Below are 23,421 nucleotides of genomic sequence, written 5' to 3'. Positions count from 1 at the left end.
AACTTTCATTAGCTATAGCTAATTATACTATTTAAACAATTTAAAGTCAATACCTTTTTAAATATATATATAAATATTTTTTTATATCATTACACTTGTATTTGCAATAAAAAAGTGAGCATTGTCTGCCCACTTAATTATAATAATTTTTTTCTAATTGTTGATGATAAGTAATCAAAAAATATTATCATCACCGAGCTCACTAGTAGTAGTGAGCCAACTCTGTTCCAGTTTCGCCACGCTATGTTCATAGAAAGCAGTGTACCAATACCTCCTGCACCGATAAGGCCGAGTACAGATGAGTTTCTAATGTTGGACTCGAGTCTATATAGTACGAAGCCTAAGAAGCTTCGGTATGTCTTTGGATATATGAGCTTTGCATACATGGTAAATGGGCTTAGTCCAAGTGCCTTCATAGACATGATGGAATCAGCTGCTATGTCCTCGATGTATTCAAAGTAGAGCTTACTAAGCATGCCTGATGTGTATACTGTAAGCGCTAGTGCACCTGCAAAGGGTCCTGGTCCTAGTCCTCTGAAGAAGATGATCGCTGTGATGATGGCTGGGAAGGTTCTGATTACATTGATGATGAGCTTGAATAAGACTGAGACCTTCTTCGAAGGGGCGATGTTCGCTGCTGTAAATGCTGTGAATATAAATGATATAATTGCCCCCATAAGCGAAGCAAAGACAGCGATGGCTACTGACTCAAGTGCTGCTGGCACGGCTCTTGATAGATAGGCAAGGTCAGGTGTAAGTATCTTTGATATAATTACGCCTCCTTGCTTAAGGCCAAGTACAAAGCGCTCGTATGTGATATTGATAGTAAGTCTTAGCACAAGAAATAAAGCAAGCATGAAGAGTATAAAGAAAAGCGTCTTTAATCTCTTGCTTCTTCTGTATGAGCTAAGATCATTTATCTTTATCGGCACCTTGATCTCTATCTCTCTTAGCTTTTGACTCACAAGGTCTATAACGAAGATTAATATCAATAGCATAAAGATGATTGACGAGACTCTGTCGTAGTTCATATGGTTTAACTCGAGCCACAGTCTTTGGCCAATACCACCTGCGCCAACAAGACCAAGTATAGACGCGCTTCTGATATTACTCTCTAAGCATAGTAAAAATGTCGAGACTATAAACTTTCTCATCTTAGTTAATATTATCTTGTAATAAATTTTGCCTTTAGCTATGCCAAGCGACCTGTAGAAGTCGAAGTCATTCCTATTCATGGCCTCTATGTATTCTTTGATAAGTTTAGTAGACATAAAAAATGAAATTATGCTAAGTGCTAATAAGCCTGAGAAGCGGCCAGCCGAGAAGAAGCTCACAAGTAGAGCCGCCCATATAAGTGATGGCAGAGTTCTAAATACAGAAAAGACTGCGCTTAATACTTTGGATACTAGCTCTGAGGGACTCGTATTGTATGGCAGGAAGAATGTTATAAGACAAGCCATGAAGACTCCCAAGGCTGATGATGCAAAAGCCATAAGGAAGGTTTCGAAGACTAGATCCATAACCGAGATGATGTATTGAAAGTCGAGTGTAAACATCCTTCTTACTAAGTCGAACATATCTGGCAGTCCACGCAAAAAAGAGCTTAAGGACACTTGTGATCCTAAGCCTGAAGCTATTAGCAGCGTTAAAAATGCAAGTGCTGCTAGTATATTCTTCCTTCTTTTCTTAGATAAATAAGTCTTTAACTCTGTCATAATCTAGTTCACTTACGCTCCTGTCGAAATAAACTCTGTGATCTTTTATGGCAATCACTCTCTTCGCATACTCAAGCGATAAATCAAGGTCGTGCATGCTTATGACGATGATCTTCTTGTAATCATTATTAAGCATTTTAAAAATGTCCATGATGGACCTTTTTGTCTCTATATCAAGAGACGATATAGGCTCATCTGCTAAGATAAGGTCTGACTTTTGAAAAAGCGCCCTTGCTATGGCAACCCTTTGCTTTTGTCCACCTGAGAGATCTTTTGCAAGTGCATAAGTCTTCTCTTTCAATCCAACCATCTCTATGGCTTTGAGTGCACTATCATACTCCTCGTCTGTGTACTTTGACAGCATCGCCTCAAAGAACTTTTTCTCTCCAAGACGTGCTAGTAAAACATTATCAAGGACAGAAATGTTTTCTATGATGCTCGTATCTTGAAAGATGAAGGCAATGTTTCTTCTAAGCTTTCTTAAATCTTTTGCGCCAAGACTATGAACATCTTCGCCCTTGTATATAACGCTACCTTTGCTAAGTGGGTTAAGAGCGTTTATCGCCTTTAATAGTGTTGACTTACCCGCACCAGATGGACCTATAAGCGCGACAAAGTCGCCTCCCTCTACATCGAAGGAGACGTCCTTAATCGCGTCTATATTCTTTTCATACTGTACAGATATATCTTTTACTTCTAATATCATTTATCTAAATCAACGTTCATAATCTTAGCAGTGTCGATAACGTTTTGGAAGTCATCGTTTGTTGCTTCAACAAAGCCTGTTAAGTTGAATATCTTTTCACAAGCTTCTTTACCTTCACCGCTTGATAAATCATTTTGGAAAACATCTTTTATCTTTTTCTTCATATCATCTGAAAGGTCCTTGCTAGCTGCAACGCATACATATGGGATCTTGTCTGTATACTCTAAAACTTCTAATCCATCAAGACCCTCAAAGTCCTTCATAAGCTTCTTTTCTGCGCCTTCATATGTCGCGCACACATCAACGTCGCCATTTAAAAGCATTTGTACTGCCTTATCATGGCCGCCTGCAAACATATATTCAAGGTCCTTTTCAAGATCAAGGCCGCCTTTAACTATCATAGCTCCTGGATAGATGTAGCCTGATGCACTCTCTGGATCTACGAAGGCAATCTTCTTACCCTTAAGTGCTGCGTAGCCGTCCTTTTCATAAGCTTCTTTGATGCCAGAATCTTTTCTTACTAATAATTCACTTCTGTAGTAATTCTTGCCGTCCTTATTAAGTGCTGATAAAAGTACTTGTGCTCCACCATTTTTATTCGCTAGTACATAGGCAAATGGCGGTATGATTGCAAAATCAACTTTACCCGAACCAAGTGCTTCAACTACACCAACATAGTTTGTTGATGTAAACATTGATACCTTTGTTCCAAGCTTGTCTGTAAGTATTTTTGTCAATGGTTCCGTCATATCTTCAAGCTTGTCTTGATCAACAAGTGGCACGAAGCCTAGTTTAAGTTCGTCTTTTTCCTTTGGCTTACAAGCAACTAGTCCCATAAGCATAGATAAAATAAGTAAAGTTAAAATAATTTTTTTCATAATGTCCTCCTAAATTTCTGTAAAATCTCTAATAATGATGTCGCTATATTTAGAAATATGTGACAAGTAGTCCTCGTTATCAAGCACTCCAACCGTTATAAAGCCTGCCTTCTTCGCAGTCTTTAAGTTCTTGGGTAGGTCCTCGAAGACTAGTGTGTTTTGCGGCATAATATTGTATTTGGCAATGCACTTTAGGTATATAATTGGTGACGACTTATCCGAACCGACTTCGGATAGTGTCACTATGTCATCGAAAAGTGTATCCATATCAAACTTTTTTAATGTACTTGTGAAGATGTCCTTCTCATTAGCTGTGGCGATAGATGTCTTGACCCCTCTCGCCTTTAATTTCTTTAAATAATCAATGATGCCCTTCTTTGGTACAACATCGTTTTCAAACTCTTCCTTTGCTAAGCGAGTCCACTCTCTAACGACTTCTTCTGGCGTCATACTAAGTGCGTAGCGCTCTATAGTATACTTCGCAGAGTCTACTAGAGTCTTGTGCAAGATATTATCAAAGTAGTCATCTGTTAAGAAAAGCGAGTGCCTTGCAAAAAATTTTAAGTCTACGTTCTTCCAAACGTCCATCGAGTCAAAGACAGTTCCATCTAGGTCAAATATGGCTGCCTCAAAGTCCTTAAGTCTCATCTTTCACTATATCCTTAATGTAGTTTAAAACATCTCCCTTTATATCGCTTCTAAGTGCAAAGTCAAGGTTCGCCTTTATGAAGCCAAGCTTGCTGCCAAGGTCGTACCTTTGTCCTTCGAAGGCATAAGCATATATATCGTCTTGTTTTAATAGCATGTCGATGGCGTCAGTTAATTGTATCTCGCCATTCTTACCGGGTTTTGTCTTCTTAAGCAAGCTAAAGATATCGTTCTTCAAAATGTATCTACCAAGAACTGCTATATTCGACGGTGCCTTGTCAATGTCTGGCTTCTCAACTATGGACTTAACCTTGTATAGTCTCTCGTTCACTTTTTCGTCGTAAGCGATGATGCCATACTTCGAAGTGTCTTCTTTAGCAACGTAGCCGACTCCCAAGATGGATTTGCCTCTCTCATTATATGCGTTCATCAGCTGCTTTAAGCAAGGCTCCTTTGAATAAACGATGTCGTCTCCTAAAAGCACTGCTACATCTTCCCCGCCGGCAAAGCTCTCCGCACATAGTATAGCATGTCCTAGTCCAAGCGGCTCCTTCTGCCTAATGTAGTATATGTTCACCATGTCTGAAATCTTCCTAATCTCCTTAAGCATCTCAATCTTTCCCGACTCCTCAAGAGACTTCTCAAGTTCAATGTTTCTGTCGAAATGGTCTTCTATGCTGTTTTTATTTCTGCCTGTTATAATCAATATATCACTTATACCTGAGTCGTATGCCTCTTCAACTATGTATTGAAGTGTCGGCTTATCGAAGATTGGTATCATCTCCTTCGGCGATGCTTTAGTCTGAGGAAGCATCCTCGTGCCTAAGCCCGCCGCAGGTATTATTGCTTTTCTAATCATATGTCCTCCTACTCTACTGTTACGCTCTTTGCAAGGTTTCTAGGTTTGTCAATGTCGCGGTCCAAAACCATCGCTGTATAATAACTCATAAGTTGGCCAAAAAGAACACTGTATATTGGCGTGAATATAGTAAAGGTTCTCTTTAGAGTAACTATGCTCTCGCCTTCAGATTGATTTGTCACAAGTATAGTCTCAGCGCCTCTCGCCATTAATTCTTCCATAGTAGTTCTTGTCTTTTCGAAAATTTGTCCTTCGTTTGCAAAGGCTATGGCTGATGAGTTCTCGTCTATAAGTGCAATGCTGCCATGCTTTAACTCGCCTGCTTTAAAAGCTATTGAGTTGATGTAGCTAATCTCCTTAAGCTTTAAAGAAACTTCAAGAGCTGCTATATAGTCAAGATCACGACCAATGAAGAAAATCTTCTCCTTATTTTTGATCTTAGAAGCGACTTCCTTAGCGATAGGCTCAAGCCTTGTAATCTCTGAGTCCATCTCTTTAGATATTTTGATAAGCTCATCAATGATTTGGCTGTACATGCCGCAGTCATAACCAGCAAGGCCATCTCTAAAGTATATGCCTAGTAAATAGATGCAAAGTATCTGCATCATAAAGGCCTTAGTCGATGCGACTGAGATCTCTGGTCCAGCAAAGATGTGCACCTTGTAGTCGGCGATTCTATCAAGTGATGAATTAATTACATTTGTTATCGCTAGAACTGTTGCTCCGCTTGCCTTTGCTTCCTTCACAAGACCCATAACGTCAGCTGTCTCGCCTGATTGGCTGATTGCTATAAGTAGAGTCTTCTTTCCTATGAAGTTGTATGAGTACCTTAGCTCGCTTGCAGTCTCTGCTATAAGAGGTCTTTCTAAGAACCTTTCAAGGTAGTTCTTAGCAAGTAGACTCGCATGATATGCAGTACCGCAACCTGTTACGTAGATATTGTCAAAGTCATTTAGATTAAGTCCATCTAGCTCGTCGAAGTAAACCTTACCGTCACGTATGTGTCTATCAAGTAGCTCCTTAAACTTCTTTGGCTCTTCGTGTATTTCCTTAAGCATAAAGTGCTCGTAGCCATCTTTTTGAGTTTCTTCTATATTAATATTAGATTTTTGCGCTTCTCTGTGAACTTCATTACCGCCATTGTATATCTTGATGCCATCAGAGTTTATAACACCCATATCGCCATCTTCAAAGTAGATGATCTCATCACTTAACTCGATTGCAGCAGAGATGTCGCTTGCAAATAGGTATTCGTCATTCTTAACACTCACTAGCAAAGGGCAGCCATTCTTTGCAAAGTATAGATTCTTTGTCTTCTTATCTAAAACGAGTATGGCATAGCTGCCTTTAACAGCTTCAAGCGCTTCAATAAAACTAGCAAGGTCATGATTCTTCATATTTCTTGCGATGTACTCGATAAGAACTTCTGTGTCGGTTTCTCCTTTTGGAGTGAAATCTGGCATTAAATTCTTTAGCTCAAGATAGTTCTCTATAACACCATTATGAACTATGGCATACGTTTCGCTTGTGTCTATATGAGGGTGAGCATTCGTTTCACTCACTGCTCCATGCGTTGCCCATCTCGTATGAGCGATGGCTATGTCAGAATCTTCCTTAGGACACGCCTTGTCAAGCTCCTTTATCCTGCCAACTCTCTTATACACCTTAAGAAACCCATCTTTAATGAATGCCACGCCTGACGAATCGTAGCCTCTGTACTCAAGACTATATAAACCGCTTATCGCATGCTTGATAGCATCCTTCTTGCCATAGTATCCAACTATACCACACATATTATCTTCCTTTCAATACTCTTTATATCATAAACAAATTATATCTGATGCGTAAGAAACTTACGCAAAACATCTATACTAATTATAACATATATTTAATAGCTTTGTAGTAAATTTTTTATAAAAGAAAAGTGGTGAGCTTAGTCACCACTTCTTACGTATATATTAAAATGCTGGATATATCTCTCCGTTATACTTCTCTTCGATAAACTTCTTGCAAGCGTCTGATTGGAAAACTTTAATTAGCTTTTTAAACTTATCTTTTGTTTCGTCTCCTTTTCTAACTGCAATGATGTTTGCGTATGGACTGTCCTTATCTTCAAGAGCGATAGCATCCTTTGATGGATTAAGTCCTGCGCCAAGAGCGAAGTTTGTATTTATAGCTGCAAGTGCTGCATCCTTATAAACATTTGGAATGTTTGCTGCTTCTACTGGAGTGAACTTTAAGTTCTTTACGTTTTGATCAATGTCCTTCTCAGTTAAGTCTTCTTTAGTATCATCTTTAAGTGTGATTAGACCATTCTTCTCAAGAAGTAATAGAGCTCTGCGTCCGTTTGATGGGTCGCTTGGAATTAAAACTTCGTCTCCTTCTTTTAACTCGTCTAGTGATTTGATCTTGTCTGAGTATAAGCCCATTGGTTCGATGTGTACTGAGCCAAGGTTCTCTAAGTTAAGTCCTCTTTCTCTAGCAAAGTTTACTAGGTATGGAATGTGTTGGAAGAAGTTTGCGTCAATGTCGCCTTGATCAAGAGCTAGGTTTGGTTGAACGTAGTCATCAAATACCTTTACTTCAACGTCAAGGCCTTCCTTTGCGAATTCATCTTTAAGTGCTTCAGTAATTTCTGCGTGAGGTACTGGTGACACACCTATGATAATCTTGTTATCATCGTCTGTCTTTGTTTCTGTCTTTGTTTCAGAACCTGTCTCTGCCTTATCTTTATTTGTGTTTCCTGTAGAGTTCTTGCAAGCTACAAGAGTTGTTAATAATGTTAATGCTAATAGTAATGTAAATATTTTTTTCATTTTATTCTCTCCTTAAATTTATTTTTTGTTTGTAATTTTATAAATTGTGTTTCCTGTGAATTGTACAATTTGTACTATGACAACTATAAGTGCGACCGATATCCAAAGTATGTCAAGTTGATTTCTTTGATAGCCGTATCTGATGGCGATGTCGCCAAGACCGCCTCCACCAAGTGCTCCAGCCATTGCTGAGTAGCCAACTAAGTTAATGATGGTAGTCGTTACACCAAGTATAGCTGCTGGTACTGTCTCTTTTAAAAGCACCTTGACTATCTCAAAGTTGCTTGCGCCCATTGATTTGGCTGCTTCTATAACTCCTGAGTCTACTTCTAAGAAGTAGCCTTCATATAGTCTTGCGATGAAGGGCGCTGCAGCAAATGTTAGTGGTACAAGCGCCGCTTCAGTACCTATAGCCTTACCAATTATAATTCTTGATAGTGGCGCTAAGACTATGATTAGTATAATGGCTGGCATACTTCTAAAAATATTGATTAAGCCATTGGTTATAGTGTATATAAATTTATTCTCTCTAAGTCCCTTAGGTCTAGTTATAAAACTTAGTATGCCCCAAGGTAGCCCTATAATCAAAGCGATGAGTGCTGGAACTAAAATCATGATTATAGTTTCAGGAAGTGCTGGTAAAACTATGTCCATTATCTCCTTGAATCTCATGCTATCACCTCCGATACCTCTGCACAGTTATCTTTAAGATACTTAATAAGCTTTGCTTTCTCATCTTCTGAGCCGCGAAGCTCGATAACCATGTAGCCAAGCTCTTCGTCTAAGACGTTACTGATGTTACCGTCTATGATGTTTATGTCAACGTCAAAGGTCTTCATTGCGTTACTTAATACAGGAGTCTTAACTGTGTCCTTCGAGTAAGAAAGTCTGATTAGCGTTCCACTGAAAGCACTGTAATCAAGCTCTATATCAGGAGCTGCCTTCTTGATAAAGCTTTGTGCAAGCTTTGTCTTTGGGTTTTTGAAAAGCTCTGTAGTAGTGTTTTCTTCTATAATTCTTCCATTTTCCATAAGAGCAATTTTGTTCGAAGCATCCTTTGCCGCTTCCATTTGATGAGTTATCATTATGGTAGTCGTATCAAAGTCATCTCTTGCTCTTTTGTATAAATCTATGACCATCCTAGTACTTTCTGGATCAAGTGCACTTGTCGCTTCGTCTGAAAGTATGATCTCAGGCTTAGATACAAGGGCTCTTGCTATGGCAACTCTTTGTCTTTGTCCGCCAGATAATTCGCTTGGATATGCCTTCTCTTTATTAAGTAGGCCAACATAATCAAGAAATTTTCTCGCTTCAGCCTTTTTGTCTCCCTTAAAACCATTTAAGCTTAATGGGAATAACACATTGTCTAGAACTGTGTATTGACTGAAAAGGTTGAAAGTTTGAAAGATGAAAGCGATTCTCTTTCTTAAAGCTAAGAGCTCTTTTTGCTTTAAATTAAAGATGTTCACTCCGTCTATGATTACTTCTCCTCCGTCAGCTTCCTCAAGTCTGTTGAGTAGTCTAACAAGAGTCGACTTGCCTGCACCAGATAAACCTATGATGGCTAAGATGTCTTTCTTTTCTGCTTTGAAACTTACATTGTCAACAGCATTAAATTCTTTGCCATCTACCTTGTAAGTCTTAATTAAATTTTTTGCTTCTATCATAAGCTCCTCCTTTCTTGGATAAATCCAATAAAAAAAACCCTTTACCAAAAGATAAAGAGTAAAGTGTATCGTCATCTCTCGGTAATACCGCTGGAATTGGCACCTTGATTAAACAGGTTGCCGGGCTTCATAGGGCCAGTCCCTCCGCCTCTCTGGATGAATTATATTGTGTTTAGATTATACATGTCCTTTTATATTAAATATGTGATTTGAATCACAAATATAGATTTTTTTATAAAAAAGTGTATCTTTTTATAAATTTTCTTTATAAATATAGTACAAGCGAGACAATGTAATGCCCCGCTTAATTTTAATTAATCTACTATGTTTATGGTGATGCTGCCACTCTTATAATCACATAGCTTAGCAAGTTCATCACTTAGAACTATAGTAATTGTGTCGCCAACTTTTAAGTCTTTAAATGTAATTAACACCTTTTCTACATAATGATATCTAAGAAACATTATATTATATATAGCCTTTGTTTTTATTTCAAAAAGATTTTCAGAATCAAGATATGGAAGCCTCCTTTTAAATGTAAGCGAATAGTCTCTTACTAACTCTGGGTCAACGTTATCATATGATAAATTAACACTGAAAGTATTATTTTCAAGTTCATTAATAGATAGCACCTCTTCTTCACTGAGTGGAGCATCATTCATCGAAAATACTGGATTAATTGTAGCGGCCACTATTTTATTTTTTAAATCATCATCAGCTTTTTCGTTCATATTACTAAGTATACCTTTATAAAAATCAAGCATTTTTTTATTCGTATATGCTTTAATGTCTAAATCTATAATTTTTTTATTAAGCTTCTTATTTTCTTTTTCTAGTTCACTTATTCTTGTCTCTTCAGTCATTTCATTCTTAGTTTCAATATCATTTTTGCTTTCTTTCTTTGTATTTGTGCAGCCAAAACTCATTAGTAAACAAAGCACTAAGAGAAATAAAGCTATCTTCTTATTCATACTACCATCTCCTTATAAGTATTATATCACAAATACAATTTTTTACAAAAAAACTACGCTCATATACACAAGCGTAGTTAATCTTTATCTTATTATCATTTCTTCTCTCTTTGGTCCTGTAGAAATGTATTTGAATTTCTTACCAAGTTTTTCTTCGATGAACTCGATGTAGTCCCTTGCTTCTTTTGGAAGTTCTTCGTACTTTGTTATGCCTCTTATGTCGCTCTTCCAGCCCTTAAGTCTTTCCAAAACAGGTTTTGCTTTCTTAAGCTTGGATGTGTTAGGAAATTCATCTGTGATCTCGCCATCGATGTCGTAGCTAACGCAAACTGGTATTTCATCTAAGTAGCTAAGTGCGTCTACGACCATGAAGGCAATATCTGTTGCGCCTTGCATTTCGATGCCGTACTTTGTTGCGACTACGTCGAACCAGCCAACTCTTCTTGGTCTACCTGTTGTTGCGCCGAACTCACCTTTGTCACCGCCATGAGTCCTCAATTGATTTGCTTCTTCATCAAAGATTTCGCTAACGAACTCGCCTGCGCCTACTGCTGATGAGTATGCCTTTGTCACTGCGATGATGTTTTTAATTTCATATGGTGGCACTCCAGCTCCTATGGATGCGTAGCCAGCAAGTGTTGATGAGCTTGTTACCATTGGGTAGATGCCTTGATCAGTGTCCTTTAGTGTGCCAAGTTGACCTTCAAATAATATTTTCTTGCCATCTTTGATAGCTTTTCTAAGCATCTTGGATGTGTTCTTGACATAAGGCTTAATCATTTCGCCATATTCAAGAAGCGTCTTCAAAACATCTTCCTTCTTAAGCGGCTCTTTATGATAAAGCTCCTTAAGTATAGCGTTTTTGATTGGTAGTATCAAATCTAATTTTTCAGAAAGATATTCTTCGTCGTAAAGCTCATTCACTTCGAAGCCTATCTTTTGATATTTATCTGCGAATATATATGCAATACCTGACTTAGTAGAGCCAAAGGATGCCTTGCTAAGTCTTTCTTCTTCGTACTTATCAAAGTCTATATGATATGGCATAACTATTTGTGCTCTGTCGGATACATAAACTTTAGGCTCTTTAACGCCCGCATCAATTATTGACTTAAGCTCGTTAATGAAGAATGGTATATTTAATGCAACGCCATTGGCAAGTATATTGACAGTGTTTTCATTAAATACTCCTGATGGCAATAGATGAAGTGCAAATCTACCATAATTATTGATAATAGTGTGGCCAGCGTTGGCTCCACCTTGAAATCTAACAACATAATCTGCATTACATGCTAGCATATCGGTTACTTTACCCTTGCCTTCGTCACCCCAGTTAGCTCCTACTATAGCTGTAATCATATATACCTCCTAAACATTTAGTTCAACTTTGATACCGATGCTGTCCTTGTTCTCTTCAAGTATCGGGTCAATAGTTTCACTTACAAATTCTTCAACTTGTGAAGATGCTCTACCGCTAATCTTTGATGCAGCCTTTATCTCTTCTATGTCATCCATAGTCAAGTTAAAGTCTTTGTCTTCAGAAATTAGCTTTAATAAATTATTGTCCTTGCCCTCTTCTTTGATCCTCTTTTGTGCTTCTCTTGAGTGCACTCTGATCTTGTCATGAAGGGCTTGTCTGTCGCCACCACGTTTAACGCACTCCATAAGTATGTTTTCTGTTATCATAAATGGAAGCTCTTCGTTTAAGTGCTTTTTGATAACATTTTCATAAACTATGAGTCCGTCGCTAACGTTGATGTATATATCTAGTACTCCATCAAGTGCTAGGAAAGCCTCGCTCACAGCTATCCTCTTGTTAGCTGAGTCATCAAGTGTTCTTTCGAACCATTGTGTTGCAGCAGTTATTTGCGGATTAAGTGAGTTTACTATGATGTAGCGTGAGATTGATGCGATTCTTTCTGCACGCATAGGATTTCTCTTATATGGCATAGCAGATGAACCGATTTGATTTTTCTCTAGTGGCTCTTCTATTTCTTTTAAATTTGCAAGTAGTCTTAAGTCGCCTGAGAACTTGTATGCACTTTGAGCGATTAGGCTAAGAACATTAAGTATCTTGGCGTCTATCTTCCTTGTATATGTTTGTCCGCTTATAGTTAAAACTTTGTCGAAACCAAGTTTTTTCACTATAAGTTCATCAACTTTCTTTACTTTTGCTTCGTCATTGTCAAAAAGTTCCATGAAAGAGGCTTGTGTGCCTGTAGTTCCTTTTGAACCAAGTAGCTTGTAGTCTAGTAATAACTTATCTAGCTCTTCTAGGTCCATGTAAAGGTCTTGAAGCCATAGACATGCTCTCTTGCCAACAGTTGTTGGTTGAGCTGCTTGGTAGTGAGTGTAGCCAAGCGTGTCAAGGTCTTTGTACTTCATGGCAAAGTCTCTAAGATTCTTCATAACTGTAAGAACTTTTTTCCTGATAAGCTTAAGAGCTTCATGCATAGTGATAAGGTCAGTGTTATCACCAACGTAGCAGCTAGTTGCTCCTAAGTGTATGATTGCCTTTGCCTTTGGCGCTTGAAGACCATAAGCGTAGACATGACTCATAACGTCGTGACGCACAAGCTTTTCTCTCTCTTTAGCGACTTCGATGTTAAGATTGTCCTTGTTTGCCTTCATTTCTTCGATAGCTTCATCTGATATGTCTAGACCCATCTCTTTTTCTGCTTCTGCAAGGGCTATCCACATCTTTCTCCATGTTTTAAATTTATATTCTTCTGAAAATATATACTGCATCTCTTTAGATGAGTATCTTTCTGAGAACGGCGATATATATTTATTATATTTGTCCATCTTCCACCTCTGTTGGATAATTACCAGTAAAGCAAGCGTTGCAATAGTCACACCTGCCACCTACAAGCTCCTTAAGGTCCTCAACCTTTAAGTAGCCAAGTGTGTCGCAGCCAATGTAGTCTCTAATCTCGTCTTGAGTGTATTTATAAGCTATTAGCTCTTTGTTTGTTGGAACATCAGTACCATAGAAGCACGGATGTAAGAATGGTGGCGAGGATATCCTAACATGAACTTCCTTTGCACCAAGTTCCTTAAGATCCTTGACAATGTTTTTCATAGTTGTGCCTCTAACGATGGAGTCGTCGACTAGAACTATCTTCTTACCTTTAACCTCGTCCTTAAGTATATTTAGCTTTATGGAAACTCCTGTCGATCTTTGATCTTGTGTAGGCTTAATAAATGTTCTGCCGACATAGTTGTTCTTGATGAAACTTATGGAGAATGGTATCTTAGACTCTTGTGCGTAACCATAAGCTGCTGGTGTGCCTGAGTCAGGAACGCCGACAACAACATCTGCATCAACTGGATATCTCTTGTGTAGCATCCTACCTGCGTTTAATCTTGCTTCATAAACGCTGATGCCATCTATAACTGAGTCGGGTCTTGCAAAGTAGATGTATTCAAAGATGCAGATGGATTTTTTAGCTTCGTATTTGTAGACAGATTTTATGCCATCTTCATTAATAACAACGACTTCGCCTGGCTCAACATCTCTTATGAACTTTGCTCCAACTGCGTCAAGAGCGCATGACTCGCTCGACACAAAGTATGTATCTTCTTTTTGACCTATGCAAAGTGGATGAAAACCGTTCGGGTCTCTTGCAGCTATAAGCTTTTGTGGACTTGCTATTGCAAGTGAATACGCACCAACTATCTTAGGCATAGCCTTTGCAACCGCCTCTTCAACAGATTTGGATTCAAGTCTAGCTCTTGCTATAAGATAAGGAATGATTTCAGAATCAGAAGTAGTTTGGAAGATGGCTCCTGTTTGTGAAAGTTCATCCTTTAGTGCTTTTTGATTGACAATATTGCCATTGTGCGCGATGGCTAAAGTGCCTTTCCAGTAGTTTATAACTAGTGGCTGCGCATTTGCAACATTGGAGTTACCGCTTGTTGAGTATCTAACGTGACCAACGCCAAGATTGCCGTTTAGCTTAGCTAGATTGTCCTTGTTGAAAACGTCATTAACAAGGCCCATGTTCTTATAAACTTCAACATTTTGCGCACCATAAGTGTCTGTTACAGCAATACCGCAAGACTCTTGGCCTCTGTGCTGTAACGCAAATAATCCGTAGTATATCAGAGTAGAGACGTCTTCGTGCTTAAGTGAATAAGCACCGAAAACGCCACACTCTTCATGCATTTTATCAAACATTACTTTTCTAGTCCAAGTCTTCTCATGACTTCGTGGTATGCATCTTCAACATTACCAAGGTCACGTCTGAACCTGTCTTTGTCAAGTTTTTCGTTAGTTTCGTAGTCCCATAGTCTCATTGTATCTGGACTGATTTCGTCAGCCAAGATGATCTTGCCGTCGTATCTACCAAACTCTAACTTGAAGTCAACTAGTCTTATGCCAACAGATTTGAAGTGCTTGCATAGGTATTCGTTAACCTTTCTAGCGTAGTCTTTTATAGTTTCTACTTCTTCTTTTGTTGCAAGACCAAGTGCTGTTGCATAATCATCGTTGATGAATGGGTCATCAAGTGGATCTGACTTGTATGAGAACTCAACTATTGGGTGAAGTAACTGTTTACCTTCTTCAACACCCATCCTCTTAGAGAAGCTACCTGCAGTTACGTTTCTAACTATAACTTCAAGTGGAACTATCTCAACAGCCTTAACTAGTGTGTCTCTGTCGTTTAATTCTTCGATGTATATAGTTGGTATGCCTTCCTTCTCTAATTTTTGGAAGAAGAAGTTGCTCATCTTGTTGTTGACTACCCCTTTGCCAACTATAGTACCTTTCTTCTTACCGTTGAATGCAGTAGCATCGTCCTTATAAGACAAAATAAACTTCTTAGGGTCATCAGTCTTGAAGACCTTCTTTGCCTTGCCTTCATATACTTGTTCTAACTTTTCCATGTCGTCATCCTCCTTAAAAATTACATTCTAATTATATCACTAAGAAAAACATTTTTCAATCATTATGAAATGTTTTTTTGCAAAAATATAAGGACTTAATCAATAAGTCCTTATATAATCTATTTACTTCTTTGTTATTTCTTTACTATCTGTAACAACCCATATATTTAACTTTTCTTTATTCACTTCAATTTCCTTTTGCTTCAAAGTCAATTCAAAATCTTTATCCTTATCAGCTAAGTTTATATTATAGATAATGGTATTGCCACTGTCTTTTTTATCTTTTACCTCAAATTTGCTATCTGAATATGTTTTAGCTAGATATTCATTAAGAACACCTTCACTGTCAAATAGATATGGTTTCTTTCCATCTTCCAATTCACTAATTAGCTCATCGTTAATAGCTGGATATAAAACTTCTTCATTATTTGTATTTTTATTATTAATCAATTTATATGCTGCAAAAATTATTACAATAATTAATATGGCATATATTATTTTTTTACTTTTACTCATTTATTATTCCTCCTTATTTACTTTTCTTTTTTTACCCTAATTTTTAATACAAAGTAAGCCTTTTTAGCCTCATATTCATCTTCATTCGTAACGTTTACATTTTTAAACTCTATGGTCTCATCGCCATTAACTTTCACTTTATATACGTCTACACAAGTCGACGGGCCTCCTTCTTTTAATTCGCCCTTAACTTTAAATTCCACTAAGGTTTTTTCGGCTACATCATTCTTTGGCGATATGACCCACTCGTCACAGCAATTTCCTGCTGGCAAGACTACTTCTACTTCATCTTTATTTGTGCCTATGTCTATGGTCTTTTCATCAGGATTATCACTTTCATCTTTTCCATACATACCTTCTTTCTTTTCTACCTCATAAACTTCGCCATCTATCATTGCGTAATTTTGCTCTGGATAGCCGTCCTCATCTTTTGGAAATTTCGAAGCAATATTATTTGAGCACGCACTGATAAATAATAGGTTTAATGCTAATAGACATAAGACAAAAAACATATTTTTCTTATTAAGTTTCATAAAACCACCTTCCTTGTGCTTTCGTCTGATATATCGTTAAGTATATTATATAACTTATCAAAGCTATATACAAGCACTTAAATCTTACAAAATTGTTAAAAAAAGCTTAAGAGAATAATCTCCTAAGCTTGATAGCTATAATTTATAATACGCAACACCTACTAGGCCTCTGCCTGTGTGTACTGCTAGTGTCGGTGCAATTTGTTCTTCAACATATACCTTCGCCTTTGCTACTTCGTCTTTAAGTGCTTCCTTAACTAAATTAAATGCTTCAGGATTTGCACCGTGGCAAATTGCTAAGTAATAGTCCTTCACACCGCTTAGTTCTTCTTTAATTCTATCTATAAGTTTCTTTTGTGCCTTAGAAAAACCCCTTACCTTGTCGATGGCGTAGTAAACTCCGTCCATGTTACATGTGATGATGGGTTTGATGTTTAAGAACTGACCGATAACACCTTGAACCTTGCCTATCCTTCCACCATTGATAAGGTTAGTAAGTTCTGGTATAGCAAAGTATGTCTTAGACTTCATAGCGTCCCTGTCATCTGTCATAATCTTGATGATCTCGTCTGCACCAAGTCCTTCGTCTCTTAGGCTAGCTGCTCTATATGCATAAAAGCCTGCACCTATGGCGATGTTCTTTGTATCAAAAACTTTCACCTTTCCATCGTAGTCCATAGCTATAAGATTTGCTAAATTATTGGCACCGCTAAGCTTTGATGATAATGTGATGATTATAACTTCATCTGCGCCGTCTGCAAATTCTTTGTCAACTATATCTTTTATCTCTACTGGCGATGGTGTACTTGTCTTAGGAAACTCCTTATCAAGTAAGTCATAAAACTCATCCTTTTCTATATCTAAAACATCTCTGTATGATTTGTCTGAAAAGTGCACCCATAGTGGCAGCATTGCTACATTTAATTTTTCATATGCTTCTTTAGGTACGTCGCAGGCTGTATCTATAATTATTCCTACTTTACTCATATGTCCTCCTTAGCATTTAAAAGCTCGTATTCTAATAGCTTTTGTGTAATAACTTTTGTGCAAACGCTAACAATTGCAAGCGTAAAACCGTTCCTCTTGTCAAGGTCTATGTCGATAGATGTTCTTATCTTCACTCCGTCACTTTTTTGCCTTTCCAAGATATCTATGATGAGTTTCATCACGTCTTCAAGTTTGTAGCAAAAGTAATTATACGACTCTTCGATTGAGCTCTTCTTAAGCTCGTGCAAGATGCCATCATCAATCTCGGCTATACTCAATATGTTCTTTAGAACCGTGATCACTATGCAATAAACGATGTGATTACGAAAGTAGCGCTTCTTGATTGGGCTAGGCATGATCTTGTGCTTGACATAGTTATTGACCATGGACTTTGTTAGTTTATTGTCCTCATCGAACATCGCTTCCAAAGCTTTGTTTACTATCTCGACTAGCTGCTCTGAATATATACCAAAGTCAGGCAAGTCCTTGTATCTTGGAAGCTTTAACTCGCTAAGACCATTTAATATTTTAACTTTCATATTGCCTCCACTTAGTATTTAATACTACATCCATAGTTTAGCATAACTAGATTAATATGTCAAGCGCTTTTTTATAAAATCTCTGATGTCTTCATAGCTTGCATCTGTAAAGGTTTTGATGTATTCATATTGCTTGAAGGAGTACTTAGGATCGTAGTAGCTCTTCATCATATCCTTGATTAGTTCAATGTAATCCTTAGCTAGTAGCATGTCCTTGTATTTTTCGTACCTCTCCTTGCTTATAAACTTTTTAAACTCTTCGAAGGTCCTTAGGAGTTCTTCTTCGTTGTCCTTTGGCAAATAGTCCTCGCAGATGTTTTTTGCTCTCTCATCAAGTGAGGCCTCAACTAAAATCTTTTCCGACTCAAGCATCTTTGTGTATAGCTTTTCATCTAAGACGATGTCACCTATCCTTCTTGACTCACCCTCTGTTACATAAGTTGCATCAGGGTCTTTCTTTATCGCCTCATAGATGTAGGAATCGAACATCTTTTGCGAAACCTTCTCACTTAAACCGACTGAACCAAAGATTGAGCCTCTATGATTAGCATACTTTTCAAGGTCCAAAACCTTAAGTCCATCTTCCTTAAGCCTTCTAAGTATATAGGTCTTGTGCGTGCCTGTAAGTCCATATAGAGTAAGGACTTTGATCCTGTCAAGATACTCATCTAGCTTTTGTGTGATGTACTTTCTATATGCCTTGTAGCCGCCACTAAGCTTAGAGATGTGCATACCAAGCGCACGAAAAGTCTTTTCAAGAACGCTAGACCTATAGCCCCCTCTGTCGCAGTATATAACGATCTCGTCACAAGTCTCCTCAAGCTCTAAATATTTTTTGTAAAGCTCAGGAAGCTTCTTCGATGCGTACTCGACCGCCTTGACCTTGGCAAGTTCATATGAGACCTTGTCATACAAGGTTCCTACCTCGCTTCTCTCATCATTATTGAGTATGGCTATGTTTATCGCGCCAGGTATATGTGCCTTCTTATACTCAGCTTCGCTCCTTACATCAACTAAGACTATATTATCTAAATTTTCTATATCTTCATAATTTAACTCTTCTAACATAATTTCACCTATAAACATAATACAGCATACGCAAGAAAAAATCAAGATAAGCCTGTGCGCGCCTTGACTTTTTTTACTATTCTTTATATAATAATTTAGTTAAGACTAATATATAAGGAGGACAATATGGACAGACTCATACTCGCAGCTGCACTTTTCATTATAACATACATATTTATGATTAAATTCGTTAATCATAGACCACTAGTTGTCGGCATAAGTGCGCTTGTTTTTATAATTTTAAACATAGTTCCAATAAACACAGTTTGGGGCGCAATTGATTTCAACGTGCTCTTAATGATAGGTGGAACTATGATGCTTGTCTCGCTTTTCTCAGAAAGTTTAATGCCAACGAGACTTGCAGACCTAATCATAAACAAGGTTAAGGACATAAGGCTCATCATACTTTTCTTATCAATGTTTGCTGGCTTCGTCTCAGCCTTTATTGATAATGTTGCTACAGTACTTATGATAGCTCCAGTTGCGATGAGCTTAGCGAAAAAACTAAAGATATCACCAGTAAAAATGATTATAGCTATATCCATATCGTCAAATTTACAAGGTGCGGCAACTTTGGTCGGCGATACATCTTCGATACTCCTAGGAAGTGCGTTAAACATGACTTTCTTCGACTTCTTCGTATATAATGGACGCATGGGTATGTTCTGGATAGTGCAAATATCGGCAATAATCGCTTCTGCTATTATTTACTTTCAAACAAAAGATATGCAAGGCAAGGTTGACGCGATTGAAGTAACAAAGGTTAAGGACTATATGCCAACAATTTTAGTAATACTAATGATAGTTCTTTTAATCTTTGCATCATTTATACCACAAGATGAAAAGATTGACATACTAAACGGCCTTATCTGCGTTGGCGTAGCTGTCTTTGGTGTAATTTATCACCTATTAAGACATAAAGACAAGTCCATAATAAAGACTGTTGCAAGCGAGATTGACTTCAACACTCTTGGACTACTTGCAGGACTCTTCATAATTATATCCGGTATTGAAAATGCTGGAGTTATAGACGAGATAGCGAAGCTATTCATAAAGCTAGCAGATAGACCTCTTTTATTATACACAGCACTTGTTTGGGGCAGCGTTTTAATTAGTGCCTTCGTGGATAATATTCCTTATGTTGCGACAATGCTTCCAGTTCTTTCTGTTATCTCAACTCACGTGCCATTCGACATGACAGTCTTCTACTTCGGACTACTTAGCGGTGCGACTCTTGGAGGAAACATCACACCAATAGGTGCCTCAGCGAACATTGCTTCGCTTGGTATACTTAAGGAGGCAGGCTACACTGTTGAGAACAAAGACTTTATGAAGATGAGCGTGCCGTTCACCTTGACAGCAGTCTTAGTCGGCTACATCCTCGTTTGGTTCACATATAGATAATAGTTTAATATAAGCAAAGTAAAAGACCTTAGGAGTTAACTCTTAAGGTCTTAATTTATTTAAGCTTCTTGTGATTCTTTAAATTATCTTTATAGAGCTTCTTTAGCATCTCTTCAAGCTCTTTGTCGTCAATCTCATCACCAGACTTTGCTTTTTTAAGAAGAACTGTCAGTACTTCGATGTAGGCAAAGGCAAGTGATGCCATGATGGCTGAAGCAGTTGCGCCGCTTATGAGACCAGCGACCACAGTTCCTGCGCCTAGGAAGAATTTTAGCGCATTACTTACTATAAAGCGTCCAAGATATGTCGCGCCCATAGTTCCGCCGAGACCAGCAAGTAGTGAAGCGAGTCTCTTTTTATTAACTGGCACTCCAAAGATGGCTGTGATGTGAGCAAGCATAGTTAGCTCCATAGGCACCAGTACCGATGCATCGGAGAATGGTATTGGAACGAAACCAACTCCAAAACTTGAGGCAATGTATTTCTTCGCCCAACTGCGTGCCTTTTCTGCTTTCAATTTTAAATCTGCATGTTGGGCATTGTTAAAAGATATTTGGTATTCTTCTTCAAGTGCGTCCATACTCATCTGTACAAGATCCTCAAGTCCATGCGAGACAATAACATTGTCACGGTTAATCTTAAGGTTCTTCGCAAGTACTGGAGCTATCGCAAACTCACCCATATTCATATTTTTAATAAAGTCGTAGAAATCTTTAGCTTCTTCAGAGAAGAATTTTGTAAGGACTATGATGACTTTATTCTCCTTGCTTAGCGTTCTTATAAGTTCTTCCTCTTCCTTCTCTATCCTAAGGCCTTGAGCGTTGATGCAAAAGTAGATGAGACTCAGTTTTTCATCATCACCCTTCATCAGCATTTCGCTCACAAAGTTTGCTACTTCCTTGTATACTTCAAGGCGCGAGTCGTTATCAAGCTCAAGTCCGCGTGTGTCGTATAAAGTAAGAGGCACACCGTCCTTCTCTACCTTGACAATGTTTTTGGTCATGGGATAGCCAACTCCCGTCCTTAATATATCCTCACGGAATAAAGCATTGATTAGTGTCGATTTGCCTGCACCAGTCTTGCCTAGCACAAGTATCTTCACCTTTTTAAGCTTGCCAAGTTCCCTCTCGATTTTATCGTATAATTCATCTGCTAGATTGATATTGTCATTGATATTTTTCATATAATCACCTAAGTATTTATACCCAAAAGCTATTAATAGAAAAGAAAAAGCGTAAAAAGCAAATTGCCTCTTACGCTCATTTAGTGTTTATTAAGTTAAATATTATTTCTTGCTTTCATCTATCCAAGTTAGCGTGTATTCTCCCCAAGAAACTTCGTCTTTAACTTTGTCTCCAGGGTAGCCCTTGATATATGTCTTAAGTGGATATTTAGAATGCATATCCATTAGGAAGATAACTGGTAAGTCTCTTCTTAAGATCTCTTGAACTTTCTTGTAGTGAGGTGCTCTTTCTTCTTGAGTAAGTTTACTTAAGCCAAGAGCAAGCTCTTTGTCCATCTCTTCGTTTGCATAGCTAGAGCTGTTTGAGTATGAATCAGATCTAAATGAATTTCCTATAGATGATACATCTGGATCTAAATAACTATATGAGAAAGCCATTTCAAAATTTTTATTAGTCATAATTTTGTCATTATATGCTGACCAATCAAGTTTATTAATCTTAAGCTTTATACCCATATCTTTAAATTGTGCTTCAAGTGCTTTAGCTAATTCTTCAGGGCATGAATTGTCCTGTGTATCCATACTTGCTTCCAAGTAGTATCCGTCACTGTCCATAGTAAAGCCTGCTTCTTCCATAAGCTTCTTAGCTTTTTCTAGATCTCTTTGAGGCAACTTTGCATCATCATTAAGTGCCCACTTGTAAACGTTAGGTATAAAGTACTCAGCTGGAACAAATCTTCCACCAGGGTAAGTTTTAGCAAGCTCTTCTCTATCTAGTCCATAAAGGATTGCCTCTCTTAGCTTAGGATTAGAGAACTTTTCATTTTTAGTATTGAATATTAGACCTATTTTGTTTGTTGAATCATTTTCTACATATTTGCACTTGCCACTCTTAACTAATTCATCAATGTCTTTTGGGAAAGCGCCAGTAATATCAAGTTTATTATCTGACCAATCTTGTATCATAGCATTTCCATCTTCATAATATTTGAAGATAAGTTTATCTAGATATGGTCCTTCGCCAAAGTAATCAGGGTTCTTTTCAAGAGTGATAGCACTTTCAGTCTTTTCTACAAACTTGAATGGACCTGTGCCTATAGGCGCTTTGTTTGCAGGGTTTTGTGCTACATTTGAGCCCTCATATATATGCTTAGGCATGATATAAACGTCATAAGATGCATAGAAAGATAAGATATTAGCTCCTGCTTCTTTAAATTTTAATTCAACAGTTTTATTGTCTATAACATTAACTGCTTCAAGGTAATAAAAGAAATCGCCCAATACAGTTTGTCCAGACTTGTACATGTCAAAAGTAAATTTTACGTCATCAGCAGTAAAGTCTACACCATCGTGCCACTTAACATTGTCACGTAGGTGGAAGACTATAGTCTTGCCATCGTCTTTGTACTCGTAGCTTTCAGCTAAATCTGGAATAATTTCATAGTTAGCATTCATCTTTACAAGTTTATTGAATACGTTTGGACATACATCTCTTGCTCCGTAGTTAAAATCGTTAGCAAACAAACCAAATACCTCTGGCATCATAAACGTATATGAAGTTAAAATTCCTCCTTCTTGTACAGGACCGTCGTCCTCTTCAGCTGCTGGCTCTTCTGTAGCCTCAGCTTCATTTGTTTCATCGGCTACTTTTTCTTCTTCATTAGTTTTTCCTGCATCGCTAGCTGGCTTAGAGCAGCCTATAGCAAATGCACAGAACACTATTAATGCAAGCATTAGAGCCATTAGTCTTTTGAATTTCATAAAATCCTCCTATAAAAATTATATTTATATAAAGCTAGCTCCTTGTCCTAGCTGAATATCTAGTTTACCTCTTGCGTATATAATATTTATCCAAAGATGTATCCAAGCGCAAGTAGGAATGAGCCTAGTGCTATTAATAGATAAGCAAGCATCTCTAGTAAATTGTCTATGCTCTTATATTTCTTATATGATTCTACTTTGCTTGGAAGCTGCATGGATACACCTATAAATATTAGTGCAAATGCAATCCCTCTTAACATATACATCTCCTTAAGAAAAA

At 37.7% G+C, this 23,421-nt stretch carries 23 protein-coding genes and 1 riboswitch; of the genes, 1 reads left to right on the top strand and 22 read right to left on the bottom strand.

What is annotated here, in order from left to right; all coding sequences use genetic code 11:
• Positions 1-137: 137 nt before the first annotated feature.
• From KO172_RS04225 to mnmH, 19 genes are all read right to left on the bottom strand, one after another.
• Positions 138-1,715, bottom strand: coding sequence for a PhnE/PtxC family ABC transporter permease (locus KO172_RS04225; RefSeq protein WP_215492276.1), 1,578 nt, complete (start codon positions 1,713-1,715; stop codon positions 138-140).
• A complete protein-coding gene (phnC, locus tag KO172_RS04220; RefSeq protein ID WP_215492275.1) occupies positions 1,687-2,421 on the bottom strand; it encodes a phosphonate ABC transporter ATP-binding protein in 735 nt (244 codons plus the stop codon). Before phnC ends, KO172_RS04225 begins: the two co-directional genes overlap by 29 nt.
• Positions 2,418-3,299 (bottom strand): phosphate/phosphite/phosphonate ABC transporter substrate-binding protein, encoded by an 882-nt coding sequence (locus tag KO172_RS04215; protein WP_215492274.1) that lies wholly within the window; start codon positions 3,297-3,299, stop codon positions 2,418-2,420. Before KO172_RS04215 ends, phnC begins: the two co-directional genes overlap by 4 nt.
• A gap of 9 nt (positions 3,300-3,308) precedes the next feature.
• Complete coding sequence (locus KO172_RS04210; protein WP_215492273.1) at positions 3,309-3,947, bottom strand: HAD family hydrolase; 639 nt, start codon at positions 3,945-3,947, stop codon at positions 3,309-3,311.
• Entirely contained in the window at positions 3,937-4,806 is an 870-nt protein-coding gene (gene galU / locus KO172_RS04205) for a UTP--glucose-1-phosphate uridylyltransferase GalU (protein WP_215492272.1), read from the bottom strand. Before galU ends, KO172_RS04210 begins: the two co-directional genes overlap by 11 nt.
• 8 nt (positions 4,807-4,814) lie before the next feature.
• A complete protein-coding gene (gene glmS, locus KO172_RS04200; protein WP_215492271.1) occupies positions 4,815-6,599 on the bottom strand; it encodes a glutamine--fructose-6-phosphate transaminase (isomerizing) in 1,785 nt (594 codons plus the stop codon).
• 165 nt (positions 6,600-6,764) lie between these two features.
• Positions 6,765-7,622, bottom strand: coding sequence for a MetQ/NlpA family ABC transporter substrate-binding protein (locus KO172_RS04195; protein WP_215492270.1), 858 nt, complete (start codon positions 7,620-7,622; stop codon positions 6,765-6,767).
• 18 nt (positions 7,623-7,640) lie between these two features.
• Complete coding sequence (locus KO172_RS04190) at positions 7,641-8,294, bottom strand: methionine ABC transporter permease (protein WP_215492269.1); 654 nt, start codon at positions 8,292-8,294, stop codon at positions 7,641-7,643.
• Positions 8,291-9,289 (bottom strand): methionine ABC transporter ATP-binding protein, encoded by a 999-nt coding sequence (locus KO172_RS04185; protein ID WP_215492268.1) that lies wholly within the window; start codon positions 9,287-9,289, stop codon positions 8,291-8,293. The genes KO172_RS04190 and KO172_RS04185 overlap by 4 nt, the downstream gene beginning before the upstream one ends.
• Positions 9,290-9,357: 68 nt before the next feature.
• A riboswitch (SAM riboswitch) is annotated at positions 9,358-9,452 on the bottom strand.
• Positions 9,453-9,603: 151 nt separating this feature from the next.
• Positions 9,604-10,260 (bottom strand): hypothetical protein, encoded by a 657-nt coding sequence (locus KO172_RS04180; RefSeq protein ID WP_215492267.1) that lies wholly within the window; start codon positions 10,258-10,260, stop codon positions 9,604-9,606.
• Positions 10,261-10,344: 84 nt separating this feature from the next.
• On the bottom strand, positions 10,345-11,619 hold the full coding sequence (locus KO172_RS04175; protein WP_215492266.1) for an adenylosuccinate synthase: 1,275 nt from the start codon (positions 11,617-11,619) through the stop codon (positions 10,345-10,347).
• A 9-nt stretch (positions 11,620-11,628) separates the two neighbouring features.
• Positions 11,629-13,065, bottom strand: a complete 1,437-nt coding sequence (gene purB / locus KO172_RS04170) for an adenylosuccinate lyase (protein WP_215492265.1) — start codon at positions 13,063-13,065, stop codon at positions 11,629-11,631.
• Complete coding sequence (gene purF, locus KO172_RS04165) at positions 13,052-14,440, bottom strand: amidophosphoribosyltransferase (protein WP_215492264.1); 1,389 nt, start codon at positions 14,438-14,440, stop codon at positions 13,052-13,054. The genes purB and purF overlap by 14 nt, the downstream gene beginning before the upstream one ends.
• Positions 14,440-15,150: a phosphoribosylaminoimidazolesuccinocarboxamide synthase gene (gene purC, locus KO172_RS04160; protein WP_215492263.1), complete on the bottom strand. Its 711-nt coding sequence runs from the start codon at positions 15,148-15,150 to the stop codon at positions 14,440-14,442. The genes purF and purC overlap by 1 nt, the downstream gene beginning before the upstream one ends.
• Positions 15,151-15,273: 123 nt before the next feature.
• Entirely contained in the window at positions 15,274-15,666 is a 393-nt protein-coding gene (locus KO172_RS04155; RefSeq protein ID WP_215492262.1) for a hypothetical protein, read from the bottom strand.
• Positions 15,667-15,683: 17 nt separating this feature from the next.
• On the bottom strand, positions 15,684-16,199 hold the full coding sequence (locus KO172_RS04150) for a hypothetical protein (protein WP_215492261.1): 516 nt from the start codon (positions 16,197-16,199) through the stop codon (positions 15,684-15,686).
• Positions 16,200-16,334: 135 nt separating this feature from the next.
• Positions 16,335-17,186: a DegV family protein gene (locus tag KO172_RS04145; protein WP_215492260.1), complete on the bottom strand. Its 852-nt coding sequence runs from the start codon at positions 17,184-17,186 to the stop codon at positions 16,335-16,337.
• Positions 17,183-17,725: a DUF1836 domain-containing protein gene (locus KO172_RS04140; RefSeq protein ID WP_215492259.1), complete on the bottom strand. Its 543-nt coding sequence runs from the start codon at positions 17,723-17,725 to the stop codon at positions 17,183-17,185. Before KO172_RS04140 ends, KO172_RS04145 begins: the two co-directional genes overlap by 4 nt.
• Positions 17,726-17,776: 51 nt before the next feature.
• Positions 17,777-18,793, bottom strand: a complete 1,017-nt coding sequence (mnmH, locus tag KO172_RS04135) for a tRNA 2-selenouridine(34) synthase MnmH (protein ID WP_215492258.1) — start codon at positions 18,791-18,793, stop codon at positions 17,777-17,779.
• 126 nt (positions 18,794-18,919) lie between these two features.
• Here mnmH and KO172_RS04130 point away from each other — a divergent pair, with 126 nt between their 5' ends.
• Positions 18,920-20,197 (top strand): ArsB/NhaD family transporter, encoded by a 1,278-nt coding sequence (locus KO172_RS04130; protein ID WP_215492257.1) that lies wholly within the window; start codon positions 18,920-18,922, stop codon positions 20,195-20,197.
• A gap of 55 nt (positions 20,198-20,252) precedes the next feature.
• Here the strand turns inward: KO172_RS04130 and KO172_RS04125 are convergent, their stop codons facing one another.
• From KO172_RS04125 to KO172_RS04115, 3 genes are all read right to left on the bottom strand, one after another.
• On the bottom strand, positions 20,253-21,380 hold the full coding sequence (locus KO172_RS04125; RefSeq protein ID WP_215492256.1) for a YcjF family protein: 1,128 nt from the start codon (positions 21,378-21,380) through the stop codon (positions 20,253-20,255).
• Positions 21,381-21,482: 102 nt separating this feature from the next.
• Positions 21,483-23,141: an ABC transporter substrate-binding protein gene (locus tag KO172_RS04120; RefSeq protein WP_215492255.1), complete on the bottom strand. Its 1,659-nt coding sequence runs from the start codon at positions 23,139-23,141 to the stop codon at positions 21,483-21,485.
• Positions 23,142-23,227: 86 nt separating this feature from the next.
• On the bottom strand, positions 23,228-23,401 hold the full coding sequence (locus tag KO172_RS04115; RefSeq protein WP_215492254.1) for a hypothetical protein: 174 nt from the start codon (positions 23,399-23,401) through the stop codon (positions 23,228-23,230).
• Between the last annotated feature and the right edge of the window lie 20 nt (positions 23,402-23,421).

This window comes from Fenollaria sporofastidiosus (assembly GCF_943169635.2).
GTDB classification, from domain to species: Bacteria; Bacillota; Clostridia; order Tissierellales; family Peptoniphilaceae; genus Fenollaria; species Fenollaria sporofastidiosus.
This window is presented reverse-complemented; position numbering and strand designations above follow the sequence as displayed.